This is a genomic window from Mesorhizobium sp. M7A.F.Ca.CA.002.05.1.1 (assembly GCF_003998335.1).
In the GTDB taxonomy this organism is placed as follows: Bacteria; Pseudomonadota; Alphaproteobacteria; order Rhizobiales; family Rhizobiaceae; genus Mesorhizobium.
Window position 1 is genome coordinate 1 of sequence record NZ_RZQI01000015.1, and the last position, 19,247, is coordinate 19,247.

The 19,247-nt window shown below is 63.7% G+C and carries 18 protein-coding genes and 1 pseudogene; 8 read left to right on the forward strand and 11 right to left on the reverse strand.

What is annotated here, in order from left to right; translation table 11 throughout:
* Positions 1-93, reverse strand: a pseudogene (locus tag EN939_RS01810) (ATP-binding protein); the annotation flags it as partial.
* 183 nt (positions 94-276) lie between these two features.
* Positions 277-1,218: a glutathione synthase gene (gshB, locus tag EN939_RS01815; protein ID WP_127266732.1), complete on the reverse strand. Its 942-nt coding sequence runs from the start codon at positions 1,216-1,218 to the stop codon at positions 277-279.
* A gap of 230 nt (positions 1,219-1,448) precedes the next feature.
* Here gshB and EN939_RS01820 point away from each other — a divergent pair, with 230 nt between their 5' ends.
* From EN939_RS01820 to EN939_RS01845, 6 genes are all read left to right on the forward strand, one after another.
* On the forward strand, positions 1,449-2,798 hold the full coding sequence (locus EN939_RS01820; RefSeq protein ID WP_023814197.1) for a putative bifunctional diguanylate cyclase/phosphodiesterase: 1,350 nt from the start codon (positions 1,449-1,451) through the stop codon (positions 2,796-2,798).
* Between the two features lie 267 nt (positions 2,799-3,065).
* Positions 3,066-3,833: an SDR family NAD(P)-dependent oxidoreductase gene (locus EN939_RS01825; protein WP_023814196.1), complete on the forward strand. Its 768-nt coding sequence runs from the start codon at positions 3,066-3,068 to the stop codon at positions 3,831-3,833.
* Positions 3,830-4,783, forward strand: a complete 954-nt coding sequence (locus EN939_RS01830; protein WP_127266733.1) for a 2-dehydro-3-deoxygalactonokinase — start codon at positions 3,830-3,832, stop codon at positions 4,781-4,783. Before EN939_RS01825 ends, EN939_RS01830 begins: the two co-directional genes overlap by 4 nt.
* Positions 4,780-5,421 carry a 2-dehydro-3-deoxy-6-phosphogalactonate aldolase gene (locus EN939_RS01835; RefSeq protein WP_127266734.1) on the forward strand — a complete coding sequence of 214 codons (642 nt, stop codon included), beginning with the start codon at positions 4,780-4,782 and terminating at the stop codon, positions 5,419-5,421. The genes EN939_RS01830 and EN939_RS01835 overlap by 4 nt, the downstream gene beginning before the upstream one ends.
* Positions 5,418-6,299 (forward strand): SMP-30/gluconolactonase/LRE family protein, encoded by an 882-nt coding sequence (locus tag EN939_RS01840; RefSeq protein ID WP_127266735.1) that lies wholly within the window; start codon positions 5,418-5,420, stop codon positions 6,297-6,299. The genes EN939_RS01835 and EN939_RS01840 overlap by 4 nt, the downstream gene beginning before the upstream one ends.
* A 127-nt stretch (positions 6,300-6,426) precedes the next feature.
* Positions 6,427-7,500 carry a D-alanine:D-lactate ligase-like protein gene (locus EN939_RS01845; protein WP_127266736.1) on the forward strand — a complete coding sequence of 358 codons (1,074 nt, stop codon included), beginning with the start codon at positions 6,427-6,429 and terminating at the stop codon, positions 7,498-7,500.
* Between the two features lie 40 nt (positions 7,501-7,540).
* On the opposite strand, the gene EN939_RS01850 is transcribed toward EN939_RS01845, so the two are convergent.
* From EN939_RS01850 to dnaK, 9 genes are all read right to left on the reverse strand, one after another.
* Entirely contained in the window at positions 7,541-7,954 is a 414-nt protein-coding gene (locus EN939_RS01850; RefSeq protein ID WP_127266737.1) for a GFA family protein, read from the reverse strand.
* 41 nt (positions 7,955-7,995) lie between these two features.
* Complete coding sequence (locus EN939_RS01855) at positions 7,996-8,460, reverse strand: SRPBCC family protein (RefSeq protein ID WP_127266738.1); 465 nt, start codon at positions 8,458-8,460, stop codon at positions 7,996-7,998.
* A complete protein-coding gene (locus EN939_RS01860) occupies positions 8,457-8,777 on the reverse strand; it encodes an ArsR/SmtB family transcription factor (protein WP_127266739.1) in 321 nt (106 codons plus the stop codon). Before EN939_RS01860 ends, EN939_RS01855 begins: the two co-directional genes overlap by 4 nt.
* A gap of 258 nt (positions 8,778-9,035) precedes the next feature.
* Positions 9,036-9,323, reverse strand: coding sequence for a DUF1330 domain-containing protein (locus tag EN939_RS01865; RefSeq protein ID WP_023762651.1), 288 nt, complete (start codon positions 9,321-9,323; stop codon positions 9,036-9,038).
* A 32-nt stretch (positions 9,324-9,355) separates the two neighbouring features.
* Positions 9,356-10,069, reverse strand: a complete 714-nt coding sequence (gene pyrF, locus EN939_RS01870; RefSeq protein ID WP_164748777.1) for an orotidine-5'-phosphate decarboxylase — start codon at positions 10,067-10,069, stop codon at positions 9,356-9,358.
* Entirely contained in the window at positions 10,066-10,662 is a 597-nt protein-coding gene (locus EN939_RS01875; RefSeq protein ID WP_127266740.1) for an NADPH-dependent FMN reductase, read from the reverse strand. Before EN939_RS01875 ends, pyrF begins: the two co-directional genes overlap by 4 nt.
* A 288-nt stretch (positions 10,663-10,950) precedes the next feature.
* Positions 10,951-11,556: a phospholipid N-methyltransferase PmtA gene (pmtA, locus tag EN939_RS01880; RefSeq protein WP_023810874.1), complete on the reverse strand. Its 606-nt coding sequence runs from the start codon at positions 11,554-11,556 to the stop codon at positions 10,951-10,953.
* A 167-nt stretch (positions 11,557-11,723) separates the two neighbouring features.
* On the reverse strand, positions 11,724-12,854 hold the full coding sequence (gene dnaJ / locus EN939_RS01885; protein ID WP_013528587.1) for a molecular chaperone DnaJ: 1,131 nt from the start codon (positions 12,852-12,854) through the stop codon (positions 11,724-11,726).
* A gap of 213 nt (positions 12,855-13,067) precedes the next feature.
* A complete protein-coding gene (gene dnaK / locus EN939_RS01890; protein WP_023810872.1) occupies positions 13,068-14,984 on the reverse strand; it encodes a molecular chaperone DnaK in 1,917 nt (638 codons plus the stop codon).
* A gap of 213 nt (positions 14,985-15,197) precedes the next feature.
* On the opposite strand from dnaK, the gene EN939_RS01895 reads away from it, so the two are divergent.
* Both EN939_RS01895 and EN939_RS01900 read left to right on the forward strand, forming a co-directional pair.
* A complete protein-coding gene (locus EN939_RS01895) occupies positions 15,198-17,453 on the forward strand; it encodes a hypothetical protein (RefSeq protein ID WP_164748776.1) in 2,256 nt (751 codons plus the stop codon).
* A gap of 10 nt (positions 17,454-17,463) precedes the next feature.
* The coding region (locus EN939_RS01900; RefSeq protein ID WP_245473045.1) for a DUF11 domain-containing protein at positions 17,464-19,247 on the forward strand (1,784 nt) is incomplete at its 3' end.

A 19,247-nucleotide genomic window follows, 5' to 3' on the forward strand; every position in this document is an offset into this window, starting at 1 on the left:
CATGTTGACCTTGCCGGGCGCGATCATCACCTGCACGTCGACCGGCACGGCCTCGATGCCCTGGAAAGCGACCGTGCGAACCCGCGCCACCATCGTGCAACCCCAATTCAGGCTGGCCCCAGCCCCTGCGATCAGGCCAGGAATGGCCCGCCGGGAAGACAATCACACTTCCCCGGTCAAATCAAGAACATTACGGGAACGCATGACCGCTTGGGTTGCAGCGGAATTGAGCGCGGTTGCAAAAACGGAACATGGTTAAGACAAAATGAAAACGGCTTACCCGCGCTTTCCCTCGACCGCGTCCCAGAACAGGCTGGCGATGTCGGCGCCGCCGAAGCGTTTGACCTCGCGCACGCCGGTCGGCGAGGTCACGTTGATCTCGGTCATGTAGTCGCCGATCACGTCGATGCCGACCAGGATGAAGCCGCGCTCCTTCAGCGATGGGCCGATGCGGGCGCAGATCTCGCGTTCGCGCTCCGTCAGTTCGGTCTTTTCGGCGCGGCCGCCGACATGCATGTTGGAGCGGGAATCATGCTCGGCCGGCACCCGGTTGATGGCGCCAACCGGCTCGCCGTCGATCAGGATGATGCGCTTGTCGCCCTTGCGCACGTCCTTGAGATAGCGCTGTACGATGTAGGGTTCGCGGAACATCTGGCCGAACATTTCCAGCAGCGAGGCAAGGTTGCGGTCGGCCTCCAGCAGATGGAAGATGCCGGCGCCGCCATTGCCGTAGAGCGGCTTGACGATGATGTCGCCGAACTCCTTGCGGAAGGCGGCAACTTCGAGCGGATCCTTGGTGATCAGCGTGTCCGGCATCAGGTCGGCAAATTCGGTGACGAAGATCTTTTCCGGGCTGTTGCGCACCCAGGCCGGGTCGTTGACCACGAGCGTTTTCGGATGGATGCGCTCCAGGATGTGCGTGGTGGTGATGTAGTTCATGTCGAAGGGCGGATCCTGGCGCAGCAGGACCACATCCATCTCCGACAGGTCGGTACGCACCTTCTCGCCCAGCGAATAGTGGCTGCCCTTCTCGTCGCGCACCTGCATTTCCTCGATGCGGGCAAACACCTTGCCGTCGCGCAACGAGAGCCGATCCGGCGTGTAGTGGAACAGCTCATGGCCGCGCCGCTGCGCTTCCAGCGACAGCGCGAACGAGGTGTCGCCGGCGATCGACACGGTGGAGATGTGGTCCATCTGGACGGCGATTTTCAGCTTCATGGCGGGTCTCCGGCGGCTCGGATGGACGACTGTCTTGCCTGTACAGGCTCACTGCCCGTCTGCCAATCGCGACATTCCTGGGATTGGCATCCGACACCCGAATGCGCTGCTTTCATCGATCCTTCGAAACAGTCGCGGTTGCCCCTGGAAAATCGATTTCGCGATACGTTTCCTAAAGGGTTTGCTGCCAGTCTGAAAATAAATTCCGACGTCACAAAACAGGGACACCGATGCAAACTTCGTTTGGCACCGGTCAGGCAAACAGGGAGAGCACGGATCTGGCATTCACAGATCCGTTGACCGGGCTTGGCAACCATCGCCGCTTCTTCGACAAGGTCGATCGCCTGATCGCCGACCGTGCCGACGATCCCGCGCCCTTTACCGTCGGCATTCTCGACCTCGACGGCTTCAAGCCGATCAACGATCTGTTCGGCCACAAGGCCGGCGACGACATCCTGATCCAGGTGGCGATGCGGCTGCGCGCCTCGATGGACGGCCATTCCACGGTCTGCCGCATCGGTGCCGACGAATTCGCCTTTCTCTATCCCCTGGTGTTCAGCGAGGATGCAGCGGCCGAAAAGTCGCGCATGCTGATCGAGATCCTGTCGGCGCCCTATGATGTCGGCGAACGCACCGCCAGGCTTTCGGCCTCGGTCGGCTGCTCGCTGTTCTATTCGGGCGACGAGACCACGGAAATCCTCATCAATAAGGCCGAGACGGCGCTCTATCACGCCAAGCGTTCCGGCCGTGGCCGCGTCGTCGTCTACACCCGTGAGATGGAAGAGGCGGCCAAGCGCGTCACCCGCATCGAACAGGCGCTGCGCCGGGCTGTCTCGGCCGGCGAGGTGGAGCCGCATTTCCAGCCCATCGTCGACCTCAACACGCGCCGCACCATCGGCTTCGAGACGCTGGCGCGCTGGACAGATCGCGACCTCGGCTCGGTGCCGCCGACCGTCTTCATTCCCATCGCCGAGGAGCGCGGCATCATCGGCCCGTTGTCGCAGCTGGTGCTGCGCAAGGCGACCGAAGCGGCCAGAAGCTGGCCGAAGGACCTGTTCCTGTCCTTCAACCTGTCGCCATCGCAGCTCGTCGACCAGAACACCGGCCTGCACATACTGGCGATCCTCGATCGCACCGGCTTCGATCCGCGCCGGCTGGAGATCGAGATCACCGAGACCGGCCTGATGAACGACCCGGCCTCTGCCGCGCAGATCGTCGAGGATCTGCGCCGCGTCGGCATCCGCGTCTCGCTCGACGATTTCGGCACCGGCCAGTCCTCGCTCGGCCGTCTGCGCGAATTCCATTTCGACAAGCTCAAGATCGATCGCGCCTTCGTCTCCTCCATTCTCGACGACCGTCCCTCGGAGCACATCATCCGCGCCATTCTCGCAATGTGCGAGGGGCTCGGCATGGACGTCGTCGCCGAAGGCATTGAGCAGGAAGCGCAGGCCGACCGCCTCGTCCAGTTCGGCTGTGCCGGCGGGCAAGGCTATCTGTTCGGCAAGCCCGTCGATGCCGACGCCACGCTCGGCTATCTCCGTGATTCCTTCCGCGGCGCCCTGCGCGCCAAGGCGATCTGACCGGCGATCCCCGCGATCCGCAATCCCGACGGTGCCGCCATGCGCATCCGGTGCGGCGCATTGTCGTTTTGTCTGACATAAGCCCAGAAATCCGATCTTTCGCCCTTGCCCACGCGCCTTGCGTGGCTAGGATGCGCGCCGATCACGCTACAGCGCCGCGCGTCCTTTCGGACGCGCAAAGGACGCTGTAGCAATTTACATCTTGCGCATGATCCCTTTCCGAAAATCGATCCGATTTTCGGGGTCATGCGCTGGGAGACAGGAACGATGATGCCATCGGCGCATTTTGCCGACCTCGAAGGAGCCTCGGTGCTGATCACCGGCGGCGGTTCCGGAATTGGTGCTGCCCTGACCGAGGGGTTTGTGCGCCAGGGCGCCAATGTCGCCTTCATCGACATCGCCGACGGCCCAAGCACGGCCCTTGCCGACCGCATCGAGAAAGCGTTCGGCAAGCGGCCGCTCTATCTCAAGACCGACCTACGCGACGTCGAGGCCCTGCGGGCGTCCGCCGCGAAGGCCGCCGAGGCGCATGGCGATGTCACTGTGCTGGTCAACAATGCGGCCTGGGATGAACGCCACGCCGTCGAGGACGTGACGGTCGAGTTCTGGGACAACAACCAGGCTATTAATCTCAGGCCGCATTTCTTCACCGCGCAAGCGGTGGCGCCGGGCATGAAGCGGGCGGGCGGCGGCTCGATCATCAACTTCACCTCGACGTCCTATCTGATCAACCACCCCGACATGCCGTCCTACACGGCCGCCAAGGCCGGTATCCTCGGTCTGACCAAGGGGCTGGCCGGCAAGCTCGGTGTCGACGGCATCCGCGTCAATGCCATTGCGCCCGGCTGGGTGATCACCGAGCGGCAGAAGGAGCTCTGGGTGACCGAACAGGGGCTTGCCGCCCATGTCGCCAAGCAATGCATCAAGCAGGTGATGCAGCCCGACGACATCGTCGGCACCGTGCTGTTCCTGGCCTCGGACGCCTCGCGCATGCTGACAGCGCAGATGCTGGTCGTCGATGGAGGTTTCCTGTGAGCCCAGCCGGGAACGCGCCGGCGGTCGCCGCCGTCGACTGGGGCACGACCCGCATGCGGGTCTGGCTGATCGACGGGCAAGGCAAGGTGCTTGCTGAACGCCGTGGCGATGATGGCCTGATCACGGCGCAGCAGAAGGGCTTTTCGACCATCCTCGAAGGGCATCTGGCGGCGATGGGAGCACCAGCGGCGCTGCCCGTCATCATCTGCGGCATGGCCGGATCCCGCCAGGGCTGGCTGGAAGCGCCCTATGTCACCGTGCCGGCGCCGCTTAGCGCCATCCTTGCTGGTGCCGCCAGCGTGCCCGGCCAGAGCCGCGACATCCGCATCGTTCCGGGCCTTGCCCAGCGACTGACTGACGCGCCCGACGTCATGCGCGGCGAGGAAACCCAGCTTGCCGGCGCCGGCCTGCCGGCCAGGGGGCGCCAGCTGGTCTGCATGCCCGGTACCCATTCGAAATGGGTGCTGGTCGAGGACGGTACTGTCACCGGCTTCGGCACCTGGCCGACCGGCGAGCTGTTTTCGGTGCTTGCCGCGCATTCGATCCTGCGCCATTCGCTCGGCGAACATCCAAAGCCCGTCACATCGGACAATCCGTTCTTCCGCCGCTGGTGCGAAACCGCATTGAGCGATGGCGGCGATGTCACCTCGCGGCTGTTTTCCATCCGCGCCGCCGGCCTGCTGCAGGATTTGAAAGCCGACGATGCCGCAGCCTGCCTGTCCGGCCTTCTGATCGGCGGCGAGATCGCCTCCGCCAGCCGTCGGCACGGCGCCGGTGCGGAACCCGTGGTGCTGGTCGCCTCCGGTGCGCTGGGAACGCTGTACAGCGAGGCGCTCGGCCTTGCCGGACTTGAGGTCCGGGCCGTCGACGCGGACGAGGCGGTGCGTGCAGGTCTCGTCGAGGCGGCGCGCGAGAACGGCATGATCGCAAGAATTGGAGCAGCTCGATGAGCCAGACCGCACCGTTTCCAAAACTCAAGCGCGGCCTGGTTGCCATCCTTCGCGGGCTCAAGCCCACCGAGGCGATGGCCATGGGCCAGGCACTGTTCGACGCCGGCATCGAGGCGATCGAAGTGCCGCTGAACTCACCGCAACCGTTCTCGTCGATCGCCCGCATCGTCCAAGTGCTGCCGAAAACGGCGCTGGTCGGTGCCGGCACGGTGCTGACGCCGGCCGATGTCGATGGCTTGCACCAGGCCGGAGGGCGGCTGCTGGTCAGTCCCAACATCGATGCCGAAGTGATGGCGCGCGCCATGCACTACGGCATGGTGACGATGCCCGGCGTGTTCACGCCAACCGAAGCCTTCCAGGCGATCAAGCTCGGCGCCTCGGCGCTTAAATTCTTCCCGGCGAGCGTGCTGGGTGCAGGCGGCATTTCCGCGATGCGCGCGGTGTTGCCGGCGCAAACGCTGGTCGGTGCCGTCGGCGGCGTCTCCGAAAAAGATTTTGCCGGCTACAAGGCGGCCGGCGTGACCGCCTTTGGACTGGGCTCCAGCCTGTTCAAGCCGGGCATGAGCGTCGACGAGGTGGCCGCGCGTGCACATGCTGCCGTCGTGGCCTGGGATGCGGTGTTCGGAGAAGCAGGATGAGCGAAGCGATCGTTACGGTTTTTTCCGATCACGTCTGCCAGCTCGGCGAGGGGCCGAGCTACGATCCCGCCACCGATACGCTCTACTGGTTCGACATCGTCAACGGTCAGCTTCTGCAAAAGCAACTGTCCGGCGGCGCGGCCACCGTCCATGAGCTTGGCCAAATGGCGAGCGCCATCGCCGTCATCGACGACAAGCGCCAGCTTATCGCCGCCGAAACCGGCCTTTATGTCCGTGATGTCGCGACCGGCAAACTGACGCTGCACACGCCTGTCGAGGCCGACAATCCGGTCACACGCTCCAACGATTCCCGGGTCCACCCCTGCGGCGCCTTGTGGATGGGCACCATGGGCAAGGGCGAGGAAAAAGGCGCCGGTTCGATCTACTGGTTTTTCAGAGGCGAACTGCGCCGGCTGTTTTCGGACATCACCGTCTCCAATTCGATCTGTTTTACCGAGGATGGCGCAATCGCCTACTACACCGACACCTCGACCGGGCTTTTGATGCGCGTCGCCTGCGACCCGGCGACCGGCCTGCCTGCCGGTGAGCCAAAGCTGTTCGTCGATCACCGCTCGGCCAAGGGCTATATCGACGGATCCGTGCTCGACCGCGACGGCATCCTGTGGAATGCCGTCTGGGGCGGCAGCGTCATCGAAGCCTATGGACCCGACGGCAAGCTCGTCCGCACGGTCGCCATGCCGGTGACGCAGCCATCCTGCCCGGCCTTTGTCGGCGCCAAGGCTGACCGGCTGGCGGTCACCTCCGCCTGGTCGGGCAAGGATGAGAAGCAGCGTCTGCTGGATCTGCAGGGCGGCATGACCTTTCTGCTCGATATTCCCGTCAACGGCCGCTTCGAGCCGCGCGTGCTGATCGCCTGAACGAACTGGATTCTGCGGTCGGACGGTGCGTTGTCACGCAACCGCCCGCGCCGTGTCGGTTTCGCGAGAGCCTGACGCCTCGACCGTGCGATGGTAGGCAATCGCACTGCCGGGGAACGTTCATCTCATGCCGAGCCGCCAGCCAAGACTGATCCTCGTCCATGAGCCGGAGAAGGCTTGTTTCGACCGTCTGGTCGCCGACGGTCATGCACCGCAGCGCGCCGCCGAAATCGCGTCCTATCTGGCGCAGTCTACCGATCTCGCTCCTGAATTCGAGGCGCTTGAACGCGCCTGCCAGGCACGCGGCCTGTCGTTTGCGCCAGTGGCGCTGGACGACGCCGCAACGGTGCTCGCCGAGGAGCACCCCAGCACGACGCTGGTCTGGACGCTGACCGACGGCATCGCCTATTTCCGCGGCGGCGCGGCGCCCGCTCTGGCGCGATTGGGCGGTTTCAAGACGGTCGGCGCAGATGATGCGCTGTTCGCGCTCTGTCAGGACAAGTTCCGCTCCGGAGCCGTGCTCGGCGCACTCGGCATGCCGGTGCCGCAGGCCGGGCTCGCGCGCGACGGCCAATGGCTGGTCGAGCCGCCGGCCTCGCCCGCCGGCTGGTTCGTCAAGCCCAATCGGCTCGGCGCCAAGATCGGTATCTGGCCGGACTCGCGTGTGGCCGACCTCGGCCATGCGCTGGAGCTTAGCCGGCGCGTCTTTTCGGCCTATCGCGACGATGTCGTCGTCCAGCCCTATGTCGCCGGCCGCAATGTGCGCGCCAGTTTCCTCGGCCTGGTGCCTGGCGCCGGGGTCGAAGCCCTTGGCGTGGCTTTTGTCGATTCAGGCGCCGATTTCCAGACCATGGCCGACAGCCTGGCGCTCTACGGCGACACCGGGGAGGCAGCGAAAGCGGCGGGACATTACGCCGAGCCGGAACTCGTCGCGGTTGCCGACAGCCAGCCGGCCGCCGACACCAGGATTCGCGCGATCGCCGAGCGGCTGATGGGCGGGCTCGGCCTGCGCGATGTGTTTTCCATCGATCTCAGGGTCGAGGCCGACGACACCGTCCACCTCATCGAGTTCGAGGTCTGCCCCGGCCTGCCCTGCTTCGATTTCCGCGCCTATTGCCGCCAGCAATGGGGCCTCGAGCTGGCCGACGCCATGGCCAAGACAGCGGCGAGCCGGCTGATCGGCCAAGAGCATCGCGCCTGAAGGCGCGAGGGCAGATCGCGGGCCGACGGGCGGACGCGTTTCACTGCGGCATTCGCTCGACCGCCTGCAAGGACGGATCCATCTTGTCCCAGGCATGGCCGTGGCTCGTGTAGGTCACCATCTGCGGGCTGAACTGTTCCGGATCGTCGAGGCTGGCCGCGTGGACCACTATCAGCTCGGGCATGGCGACGGGTATCAGAAAGACCGGCGTTCCGCAGGTTGGACAGAAGGTGTGGATTTTTTCGTTGCCGCTGGCGCCCGCCACGCGCCAGGTGCTCACCTCCCCGGTGATGGCCATATCGGCACGCTGGCCGAAGGTCAGGTAGGATCCGTGGCCGGTGCCTGAGCGCTTCTGGCAATCGCTGCACTGGCAGTGGTTCTGGAAGATCGGCTCGTCATTGGTTTCGTAGCGGATCGCGCCGCATGCGCAGCCGCCGGTATAACGCTTGGTCATTGTCATTCTCCACGGGCCTGATTCTGCTTGAGGTCGCAACATCAGGCCGATTTCGGCTTGGCGAAAATGTCGATGCCGCTGCCGGTTTCGAGGAAGGATTTCAGGCTCGACAGCACCGCCGGCCAGCCCTGGCTGACGCCTTTCGCCATGCCGCTGCCGGCTTCGAGCTCGTCATGGCTGACGGTCAGCCGCACCATGGTGTCGTATTCCTCGATGGCGAACGTCACCCGGCTGGTTTTCGACGGATCGTCGGCCTGCGAAGCATTCGCCCAGGTGATGACAAGGCGGGTCGGCGGCGAAATCTCGACGACCTCGCCGACGAGCTCTACGGTCTGTTCGTCATTGGCGCGGATATGTTCCCATTTCGAGCCCGGCGTCCATTCGGAGACGTTCTCGTGGCCCCAGTAGCGCTTCGCGATCTCGGGCTTGATTATGGCCTCGAACACCTTCTGCGGCGTTGAGCGGATATAGGTCACGTAGACAAAGCTGGTCGTTTCCCTGGTCATCGGTCTTCTCCTTCGAGTTCTTGCTTCAGGTCGTGCAGCAGGCTGAGCCGCTGCCGTTCGAATTTCCGTACCCAGCGCTCGTAGACTTCGTGCAGCGGCACGGGATTGATGAAATGCAGCTTTTCGCGGCCGCGCTTGACCGTGCTCACCAGATTGGCCGCCTCCAGCAGGTCGAGGTGCTGGGTGGCGGATTGCCTGGCCATGTCCAGATGGTCGCAAAGCTGACTGAGCGTCTGCCCGTTCTGCTCGCACAGAAGGTCAAGCAGCCTTCTGCGTGTCGGATCGCCCAGCGCTTTGAAAATCTTGTCGGCGTCCATCTGCCTCACCTTGTTGTAGGCACAATATGCAGGTAAATACCTGCATGTCAACCGGCGATCCGACCCGCGTGAATGACCGCTCGTCGGCACGGCTCCGCACCCGGCAACTGCGCCAGGCAGATGACCGTGAAATCGCGGAGCAAAGATATGTAAAATGCGCCTGCGGGGCTTCAAACGCCGCCAGGCTTTATCCGATTTTGAGCAATGATCTCCGGCGAAAACCGGAATGACTTCTTCGGAACTATGCTTGCAAGGACATCAGGCGCCCTCGACCAGGACGATTTCGCCGTCGGCGACCTTCTGACGGATGGCGACGGCGCGCTGGTATTCCGGCGAATGGTAGCAATCATGCGCGGCGGCGAGCGATTCGAACTCTATGATGACGTTGCGTGCCCGGCCGGGGCCTTCGGCCTTTTCATGCTCGCCGCCGCGCGCCAGGAACTTCGCACCGAAGCGCTCGAAGGCAGGCTTGGCGGCGGCGACATAGTCCTTGTAGCCTTCCGCGTCGCGCACATCGACACGGGCGATCCAGTATCCCTTGGGCATTTTCTTGGTCTCCGAACTTGTTCTTGGAAATCTCAGGCCGAGCGCATCTCGTCGAGGATGGCTTCGGCCGCTTCCCGTTTGTTGTCCGCAGCAATGATCGGCCGGCCGACGACGAGGTGGCTGGCGCCGTTGCGGATCGCCTGGCCCGGCGTCACGACGCGCTTCTGGTCGCCATGGTCGCTGCCCGCCGGCCGGATGCCGGGTGTCACCACCGCCATGTCGGGTCCGACGATGCGGCGCACCGCCTCGGCCTCCGCGGCCGAGCAGACGATGCCGCCCATGCCGGCATGCAGCGCCTGTTCCGAGCGCCGCAGCACCAGCGTATGCGGGTCGTACTCGTAACCGACATCGATCATGTCCTGCTCGTCCATCGAGGTCAGCACGCTGACGGCAAGCAGGCAAAGGTCGCTGCCGCGCGCTGCTTCCACCGCCGCCGCCATCGCCTTGGGATAGGCGTGGATGGTCAGCATGGTCATGCCCATCTTGACGATGTTCTCGACGCCCTTGGCCACCGTGTGGTCGATGTCGAGCAGCTTCATGTCGAGGAAGACCTTGGTGCCGCCGCTGGTCAGTTCCCTGGCGAAATCGAGCCCGCCGGCGAAGGCAAGCTGGTAGCCGATCTTGTAGAAGGAGACGACGCCGTCGAGTTCGCGCACCGCCTGCTCGGCTTCTCTCACTGTCGGCACGTCGAGGCCGACGATCAGCCTTTCCTGCATGGATTGGGCCTGCAAGGTGCTGGCAATCATGTCTCTATCCGGGTGGACAGCATGCGCGAGGTTTCGATCAGCGTGCGGCATAGATGCTCCATCGATTTGTACAGTCTTTCGTCACGGAAATTGCCGTCCTCGTCGAAGGCGCTGCCACCCTCGGGCACCGAGCATTCCGGCGTCACCACCTCCATCTGGCAACGTACCAACACGGCGCGCAGATGGTTGATGCAGCGGATGCCGGCAAAGTGCCCGCTGGAGGACGAACAGAGGCCAACGACCTTGCCGGCAAGTGGCCTCACCGGCCGCCCGCCATCCCTGCGCACCCGGCTCACCCAGTCGATCGTGTTCTTGAGCAGCGGCGGAATGGAGCCGTTATATTCGGGCGTGGCGATCAGCAGCCCGTCATGGGCGATCACCAGACGGCCGAGTTTCTGGGCGTTTTCGGGAACGCCTTTTTCCTTTTCCAGATCCTCGTCCAGGATCGGCAAGGGATAGTCGGCAAGCGAGATGCGGGTCACCTCGGCGCCTTGCATGGCAAGTTCCTTCTGCGCCACGTCGGCCGTCCTGCCGCTATAGGCGCCGCTGCGCACCGAGCCGGCGAAGACGAGGATTTTCGGGATCACTGCCATTGGCCACCCTTGCTCCCGGACAGGTACAGCCAAGGATCGAGCAAATCAACGCCAACTTCGTCATCCCTGGGCGAAGCAGGAGCGAAGCTCCGTCGCGGAGACCCTGGGATCCATTCCGTGACCTTGACCGTAGAGTGCGGCGGAACAGAACTCTGCGCCGTGGCGTGCACTCGGAAGTCGCGGCATGGATCCTCGGGTCTGCGCTGCGTCGCTGCGCTCCTTGCTCCGCCCGTGGATGACGAAGTCATAGAGTTTGCGCGAGTCGCCGAGCGGTTCCGCTCCGAGAAACTAATGCGCTTCGCGGCGGTAGATCCACAGCTGGGTCGGCGGGATGTTGCGAAGGATGAAATCGAAATGCTTGACCGTATAATTGCCACGGCCGGCCGGGATCGGCGACATCGGGCCGTAGGTCAGCTGCACGATCGGCCGTCCGGCCGGGATGCGGTCGAGCAGGCTCTCGATATAGGCAATGCGCTGGGCGACCGGGAAGTTGAGCAGCGGCACGCCGGAAACGACGGAATCGAAGATCATCCCGCTCTTGTCGCCAAGCGTGGCGTTGAGATTGAAGGCATCGCCCTCGATGACGTTGACGCCGGGATAGAGCCGCCGCAGATGACGGACGAAATCCGCGGAATACTCGACCGCGTAGAGGTTTTCGGGCCGCACGCCCTGAGCGAGGATGGCGCGGGTGATCACGCCGGTACCGGGGCCGACCTCAAGCACCGGCAGGCCGGATTTAGGATTGACGATCGAGGCCATTTTGCGCGCGGTGACCGAACTGGTGGGCACGATCGAACCAACCGCCTTCGGCTTGTCGATCCAGCCCTTGAAGAATTTGAGTTCGTCGTCGAACTTTTCGACAAGCGCCTTCCGCAGTCCAGGGCCACGTGTCATGCAAGCTCTCCTCAGCGCTTCCCGCAAAGTTACTTAGCACCTGAGCGGTGCTAGGCAAGGCGCGGCCGGACGCATGTCGTGGATAAGATAATTTTCGTCGCGTCTCAAGGGGTGACGCGATTCAAGGATTTACGCGTTGCAAATCGGCTTAGGCTGGCCAAAGTGCATCAACGTTCGCCAAAGGACTCGAAAAAATCCTTCATGCGGGCAAAAAAGCCGCTCGATTGGGGCGAATTGTCCTGCGAGGAGAGCTGTTCGAACTCCTCCAGCAGCTCACGCTGGCGGCGGGTCAGGTTCTGCGGCGTCTCGACCGCGGTCTGGATGTAGAGGTCGCCGACATTGGGCTGACGCAGCACAGGCATGCCCTTGCCCTTGAGACGGAACTGGCGCCCGTTCTGCGTGCCCTCGGTCACCTTGACCTTTGTCTGCGTGCCGTCCAGCGTCGTCACCTCGAAGGAGCCGCCAAGGGCTGCCGTCGTCATCGAGATCGGCACCTTGCAATACAGGTCGGCGCCGTCGCGTTGGAAGAACTCGTGCGGTTTGACCGCCAGGAAAATATAGAGGTCGCCCGATGGCCCGCCGCGCAGGCCGGCTTCGCCCTCATTGGCAAGGCGGATGCGGGTGCCGTCCTCGATGCCGGCCGGGATGTTGACCGACAGCGAACGCTCCTCGGTGACGCGGCCCTGGCCGGCGCATTTCGGGCACGGATCCTTGATTGTCTGGCCGCGGCCCTGGCATTGCGGGCAGGTCCGTTCGATCGAGAAGAAACCTTGCGTGGCGCGCACCTTGCCGTGGCCGTTGCACATCGAGCAGGTGACGGGCTGGGTGCCGGGCTTGGCGCCGCTGCCCGAACATTCAGAGCAGGAGATCGACGCCGGCACCCGGATCTGCGCGGTCTTGCCGGCAAAAGCCTCTTCCAGGGTGATTTCCATGTTGTAGCGCAGGTCGGCGCCGCGTTCGCGGCCGCCCGACGAACGGCGCTGGCGCCCGCCCATCATGTCGCCGAAAATGTCCTCGAAGATATCGGCGAAACCGCCGGCGCCAAAACCTTGCGCGCCGCCATTCATGCCGCCCTGTTCGAAGGCGGCGTGGCCAAAGCGGTCGTAGGCCGCGCGCTTCTGCGGGTCTTTCAGCGTCTCGTAGGCTTCGTTGATTTCCTTGAACTTGTGCTCGCAGGAATGATCGCCGGGGTTGCGGTCGGGATGGAACTGCATGGCGAGCTTGCGGAAAGCGCTCTTGAGCTCCTTCTCGTCGGCGCCTTTTTGGACGCCCAGCGTCTCGTAGAAATCAGCTTTCATTTTTTCCCGCTGTCCGGATGCTCAACGTCTTGAAGCATTGTTGCGTCTCTTTGCCGGCACTGACGCTTCGATTTAGGTGCGATGGAAGGGGGATGCCAGTGTCGACGCGGCTTTGCCTGCATTTTTTCAGCAAGGCCCGCTGTTTTTCTGCAAGGGGTTGCAAAAAAGCCCGGCCTTCGCCGGGCTTTTCGCTTTACCTTGCCGTCAAACGGTTCAGGCCGACTTCTTCTTGTCGTCATCCTCGTCGATTTCCTCGAAATCGGCGTCGACAACGTCACTGTCCTTGGCGGCGTCCGCCTTGGCGTCGGCTTCCGCCGCTTCCTTCTGCGAAGCCTCGTACATGGCCTGGCCAAGCTTCATCGAAGCCTCGGCAAGCGCCTGGCTCTTGGCTTCGATGTCGGCCGGGTCGTCGCCTTCGGTCGCGGTCTTCAGCGCCGCGATCGCGTCGGAGATCGCCGTGCGCTCGCCTTCCGAAACCTTGTCGCCATATTCCTTCAGTGACTTCTCCGAGGAATGCAGCAGCGCTTCGGCCTGGTTGCGGGCCTCGACCAGCGCCCGCCGCTTCTTGTCGGTCTCGGCGTTGGCCTCGGCGTCCTTGACCATCTTCTCGATGTCGGCGTCCGAAAGACCGCCCGATGCCTGGATGCGGATCTGGTGTTCCTTGCCGGTGCCCTTGTCCTTGGCCGAAACGTTGACGATGCCGTTGGCGTCGATGTCGAAGGTGACCTCGATCTGCGGCACGCCGCGCGGCGCCGGCGGGATGCCGACCAGGTCGAACTGGCCGAGCGCCTTGTTGTCGGCGGCCATTTCGCGCTCACCCTGGAAGACCCGGATGGTCACGGCCGACTGTGAGTCCTCGGCCGTCGAGAACACCTGGCTCTTCTTGGTCGGGATCGTCGTGTTGCGTTCGATCAGGCGGGTGAACACGCCACCCAGCGTCTCGATGCCGAGCGACAGCGGCGTCACGTCGAGCAACAGCACGTCCTTGACGTCGCCCTGCAGCACGCCGGCCTGGATGGCGGCGCCGAGAGCAACGACTTCATCCGGATTGACGCCCTTGTGCGGCTCCTTGCCGAAGAACTGCTTCACGATCTCCTGGATCTTGGGCATGCGGGTCATGCCGCCGACCAGGACGACTTCGTCGATCTCGCCGGCCTTCAGGCCGGCATCCTTCAATGCCGCCTTGCAAGGGGCAATCGTGCGCTGGACCAGGTCGTCGACCAGCTGCTCGAACTTGGCGCGCGTCAGCTTCAGCGTCAGGTGCTTCGGCCCGGTCGCGTCGGCGGTGATGAAGGGCAGGTTGATTTCGGTCTGGGTGGTCGACGACAGCTCGATCTTGGCCTTTTCAGCCGCCTCCTTGAGGCGCTGCAGGGCAAGCTTGTCGTTCTTCAGGTCGATGCCCTGTTCCTTCTTGAACTCGGCCGCCAGATATTCGACCAGGCGCATGTCGAAATCCTCGCCGCCGAGGAAGGTGTCGCCATTGGTCGACTTGACCTCGAACACGCCGTCGCCGATTTCGAGCACCGAAATGTCGAACGTGCCGCCGCCAAGGTCATAGACGGCAATGGTCTTGCCTTCCTTCTTGTCGAGGCCATAGGCAAGCGCTGCCGCGGTCGGCTCGTTGATGATGCGCAGCACTTCAAGGCCGGCGATCTTGCCGGCATCCTTGGTCGCCTGGCGCTGGGCGTCGTTGAAATAGGCTGGAACGGTGATGACCGCTTTCTCGACCTTTTCCCCGAGATAGGCTTCCGCCGTCTCCTTCATCTTCTGCAGGATCATGGCCGAAATCTGCGAGGGCGACTGCTTCCTGCCGCCGGCTTCGACCCAGGCATCGCCATTGTCGCCCTTGACGATCTTGTAGGGGACAAGCTTCTTGTCCTTCTCCGTCACCGGATCGTCATAGCGGCGGCCGATCAGGCGCTTGACCGCGAAGATGGTGTTTTCAGGATTGGTGACCGCCTGGCGCTTGGCCGGCTGGCCGACCAGACGTTCGTCGTCGCCCGAAATGGCGACGATGGAAGGCGTCGTGCGCGCGCCTTCCGCATTCTCGATCACCTTGGGCTCCTTGCCATCCATGATGGCGATACACGAGTTGGTGGTGCCGAGATCGATACCGATTACTTTTGCCATTTTTCTAGTCTCTCCGCTAAGCAGGCTATCAGGACCCGTACAGGCGTTCCGACGAAAGCCCCTGTTCACAAGAAATCCCGTTCCGGCAACCGGCATTCCGGCGCCGAACGGCTTGGCGCGTATATAAGAACAGGCGGCATCGCGCGCAAGCATTCTGCGCAAGGCTTCCATGAACCTTTCCACCTCCGCCTGCGACTGATCTCCAGGTGCCGCATGGTGCGGCCCGGAAAGGAAGCCCCCATGACCAATAACCCAGAGACTCCCAGGTCTCCGGGAACAACAGGAGCTCGGCGCGACCACCGCCTTCGGGACGAGGTCGATGCGCTGGGCTTTCTGTTGATTCCGTTGACCCTGCGTAAGAGCAGGCGTATCGTCATCTTGAGGAAAGCAGACAATTCGATCAGGGAAGAACGAGCCGGACCGCCGCGCCTTGCCCTGATTTGCGCGGCCAGACCCGACGTTCTCCCGTCGACTACGGGGGGTAGTGTCATGTCTCGCATCCGCGGCTCGTTTGTGTCGTCTCTTGCTGGCGGCTTGCGCCGCGCTGTGCATCCAGGCGGGTTGCTGGCACTCGGCCTGTGGCTGGGCGCCGCGCAGGCGCAGGAAACCCGGATCATCTATCCCGGTTCGATGGCGGTGACCGGATTTTCCGGCACCATCATTCCCAATTTCGACCCCCCTGATTCCGAAAAAGAGGGACTGCCGCCCGGCGTCGATCCGGTCGACGAAACCTTCATCGACACCACGCGCGCCACCTTGCGCGTCTTCGACGTCTCGCAACTGGGCGGACCAGCCACCGGCCAGCTCGTCAACACGCCACCGCCCTTCGAGGTGACGGCGGAGCAGGTCGGCCAGGTGTTCGGCGTCACCTACGATGACGGCGTGCGCGACGGCGTTCCGACGGGCATTCCCAATCTCTATGCCGGCGCCACCTCGCTGCACGGCATCCGTATCGTCACCCCGGACGCCGACGATGACGGCCGCCCCGAGCGGCAGCGCCGCGGCGCTGCCGGCGCCATCTTCATGGATGGCCAGTTCGGCACCGAAAACGGCGGCGGGCCGGGCACCGTCTGGAAGATCGACGGCATCACCGGCCAGGTCTCCAAATTCGCCGACATCGACACCAACAGCGGTCCCGGCATCGGCAATCTCACATTCGACGCCACTCATCGCGAGTTCTTCGCGTCCGATCTCGATACCGGCCTGATCCATCGCATCGATGCCGAAGGCAGGCTGATCGACAGCTTCGATCACGGCGTTGCCGGCCGTCCCGCGCATGGGCTTGCTCCAGTCGCCGACGACGGTTCGGTGATGGACATAAAGGGAGCGACCTTCGACAGCGAAGACCCCGACAGCTGGGGCTACACGCAGGACGAGCGCCGCGTCTGGGGCGTCTCCTACCATGGCGGCCGGCTCTACTACTCGGTCGGCGAAAAGTCGGAAATCTGGTCGGTGGGCATCGCCCGCGACGGCAGTTTTGTCGGCGACCCGCGCTGGGAACTGACGGTCAAGGCCGACAAGGACTACGCCGTCACCGACATCGCCTTCGACAATAGCGGCTTCATGTACCTGGCCCAGCGCGGCCCAGTCGAGAACCGCTACGATTACAGCCAATTCGCCGATTCCGGCAAAGGCGAGGTCATCCGCTACTTCCGAGAGAACCCGGACGATCCGGAGACGGAATCGGTCTGGGTCGAAGTGCCGCAGGAATATGCGGTCGGTTTCCCGCAGGGCAACCGGCAGGCCGCCGGCGGTCTCGACCTGCAATATGGTTATGATTCCGACGGCAATCTCGACACATCGGTCTGCACGCAGACGCTGGTCAAGTCAGGCGACAAGCTGCGCGACAATCCTTCACTCGCCGAACAGCTCGCCGCCGGCGGGCCGCTGGCCGTGCATGGCGTCCAGATCACGCCGAAAGAGCTGGTCAAGCCGGCCAACGTGCCGCCCTTCGGCTCCTGGTTCGTCGACTTCGACGGTTATTTCGAAGATCCGGAGGTCGAGGGCCATGTCGGCGACGTTGCCGTCTGGCATCCTTGCGAGGGCCGCGCCGGCTATTACGAGGAAATCCCGGGCGGCTACCTGCCCCCCTTCTACCCGCCGGATTTCCCACCACCCGGCAACCTGCCTCCGTGCATCGATGTCGAGGATATCAGGTATTACTGTACGCCTCGCGGCCTCCAGGCCGATCTCTATCTCCATGACCACGCCGGCTTCGGCGGCGATTCGATCAAGGCCCAACCTTCGAATGAGACAAAGTCCAGGACGCCAGGCGTCGGGGTGACATCATCCCAGTCGCATGCGCCCGGCAAGCCTTACACGGTCGACATCACCGGCCACTATCCGGGCGACAGAGTGGATGTTGGACTTTGCTTCTACAGGAAGTCCGACAAGGACAAGGGTGGCTACTACCCTTGCTGCAAGATGATCTTGCCGCTCCGAACCCCAGCCGTCAGCTGCGAACGTTGAGGAGGGGAAGATGAAAAATCTCGCACTCTCCCCGCTCACGACGAGCTCGCAATCCACAGTCATGGAGACGATCATGAAACCCCTGTCATACGCCAGGCGCGGCGCGCGCTGGCTGATGGCGGCCGGTATCGCGGTCGCCATGTTCACCCCTGTGGCAAGCCACGCGGAAGACGCCGCCCCGATCACCCCGGAACTGAGGCTCGATCTCGACAATTCGAAGATCGTCAATCCGAGGCCGGAGCGGGCGGTGCCCTTCTTCACCAAGAAAGGCACCCAGCGGAGCTGCGACTATGTCGTCTACTCCCTGAGCTTTGGCCTGCGCGGCGATGCGCAAGCCTTCGCCGACCTGACAGCCTTGCTGAAAACGCTCAAGATCGAGTTCAAGGACCAGCTTCCACACGGCCTTTCGATCGTCAGCGCGAATGTGTCGGGCGACGGCACGGACGCTTCGGGCGGACCATTGCCCGGCGTTTCGATCAGCACCTCGGCCGGTCCGAACGACACGGCAACGGTGTCCAATTTCCGGCTCTCCGCCGCTGATCTCGACGGCGCCGGTGCCGCCAATGAACGCGTCATCAACTTCCAGATCACGGCCAAGATCGACCATGCGGCGTTTCCTTCGCCGACCGTGATCGACAACCAGGGTGTGATCAAGGTCAGCAACGGAGCCGGCCCCGGGACCATCATCCCGTCGCAGGATCCGGGCAAGCCCGACGATGGCAACTACAAGACCGGGGCCAAGACCTCGATCAAGATCGACCTCACCAACTGTGATAAGCGGCCACCGCCTCCCGACCGGGAATGCTTCAAGGTGGAACGCGGCACGGTGGACTGCGTGCCCGGCGGCGGCGCCTTCATCTACCACATGCCGGTCGGCCCGGAGATGGGCGGCAAGTGGGTGCAGGTGTCGACGACCACATCAGGCGTCACCATCATCCCCGACACCCAGTTGGTGCCGGCGGGCGGCGGTGTGCTCAACTGGAAGATCGTCGGCGCATCGCCCGGCGACGTCATCCACCTCATCGTCACCGGCATCGAAACCTATGCCGGTCCGAAGGAAGGCTGGGGCCTTTGCTGCACGCAGACGATCGACATCGTCATCCCGCGTGACCAGAGGTGCCCGCCCAAGGACAAGGAGCCGGACCTCAAGGTCGAGAAACGCGCCGACGTGACGCGTTGCACGATGGGTGGCGGCTGCGACTTCACCATCAGGGTCACCAATGTCGGCACCGGTGCCTACCACGGCAAGATCGTGCTCGACGAGGTGACGCTGCCGGCCGGATCGACGCTCGATTCAGGACCCAATCCGCCCTGGGTCTGCATACCCGGCGCCACCCCGATGATTTGCACCTACCCAGTAACCACGCTCAATCCGGGGGCCTCCGTCAACCTCAAGCTCGGCTTCAAGCCGGCCGGAGGCTGGCAAGGCAGCGTCTTGCGTAACTGCGCCACCTATAATTACGGCGCCAGCGGCAAGCCGCTGTTCGGCAGCCAGTCGAACGATCGCGGCTGCGCCTCGATCCCGATCTGCCGGCGTGGCGATCGTGACCGCGACTGCCGGCCGCCGGTCGAGAAGAAGGTCGACCTGATCCTGAAGAAGCGTGCCCGCGTCCCGGTCTGCACGGCCGACGGCATCTGCCACTTCGTGATCGACATCATCAACAACGGCACATCGACTTATAACGGGCCGCTGACGGTGATCGACAGCTACCCGGCCGGCGCGCCGGCCTCCTCGACCTTCGGCCCAAGCCCGCCATGGACCTGCGTACCGACAGGTCCCGGCCTGTTCCGCTG

Coding starts and splice junctions, on each gene's coding strand:
- gshB (WP_127266732.1), bottom strand. CDS start 1,218: ATGAAGCTGAAAATCGCCGTCCAGATGGACCACATCTCCACCGTGTCG.
- EN939_RS01820 (WP_023814197.1), top strand. CDS start 1,449: ATGCAAACTTCGTTTGGCACCGGTCAGGCAAACAGGGAGAGCACGGAT.
- EN939_RS01825 (WP_023814196.1), top strand. CDS start 3,066: ATGATGCCATCGGCGCATTTTGCCGACCTCGAAGGAGCCTCGGTGCTG.
- EN939_RS01835 (WP_127266734.1), top strand. CDS start 4,780: ATGAGCCAGACCGCACCGTTTCCAAAACTCAAGCGCGGCCTGGTTGCC.
- EN939_RS01840 (WP_127266735.1), top strand. CDS start 5,418: ATGAGCGAAGCGATCGTTACGGTTTTTTCCGATCACGTCTGCCAGCTC.
- EN939_RS01845 (WP_127266736.1), top strand. CDS start 6,427: ATGCCGAGCCGCCAGCCAAGACTGATCCTCGTCCATGAGCCGGAGAAG.
- EN939_RS01850 (WP_127266737.1), bottom strand. CDS start 7,954: ATGACCAAGCGTTATACCGGCGGCTGCGCATGCGGCGCGATCCGCTAC.
- EN939_RS01855 (WP_127266738.1), bottom strand. CDS start 8,460: ATGACCAGGGAAACGACCAGCTTTGTCTACGTGACCTATATCCGCTCA.
- EN939_RS01860 (WP_127266739.1), bottom strand. CDS start 8,777: ATGGACGCCGACAAGATTTTCAAAGCGCTGGGCGATCCGACACGCAGA.
- EN939_RS01865 (WP_023762651.1), bottom strand. CDS start 9,323: ATGCCCAAGGGATACTGGATCGCCCGTGTCGATGTGCGCGACGCGGAA.
- pyrF (WP_164748777.1), bottom strand. CDS start 10,069: ATGATTGCCAGCACCTTGCAGGCCCAATCCATGCAGGAAAGGCTGATC.
- EN939_RS01875 (WP_127266740.1), bottom strand. CDS start 10,662: ATGGCAGTGATCCCGAAAATCCTCGTCTTCGCCGGCTCGGTGCGCAGC.
- pmtA (WP_023810874.1), bottom strand. CDS start 11,556: ATGACACGTGGCCCTGGACTGCGGAAGGCGCTTGTCGAAAAGTTCGAC.
- dnaJ (WP_013528587.1), bottom strand. CDS start 12,854: ATGAAAGCTGATTTCTACGAGACGCTGGGCGTCCAAAAAGGCGCCGAC.
- dnaK (WP_023810872.1), bottom strand. CDS start 14,984: ATGGCAAAAGTAATCGGTATCGATCTCGGCACCACCAACTCGTGTATC.
- EN939_RS01895 (WP_164748776.1), top strand. CDS start 15,198: ATGGTGCGGCCCGGAAAGGAAGCCCCCATGACCAATAACCCAGAGACT.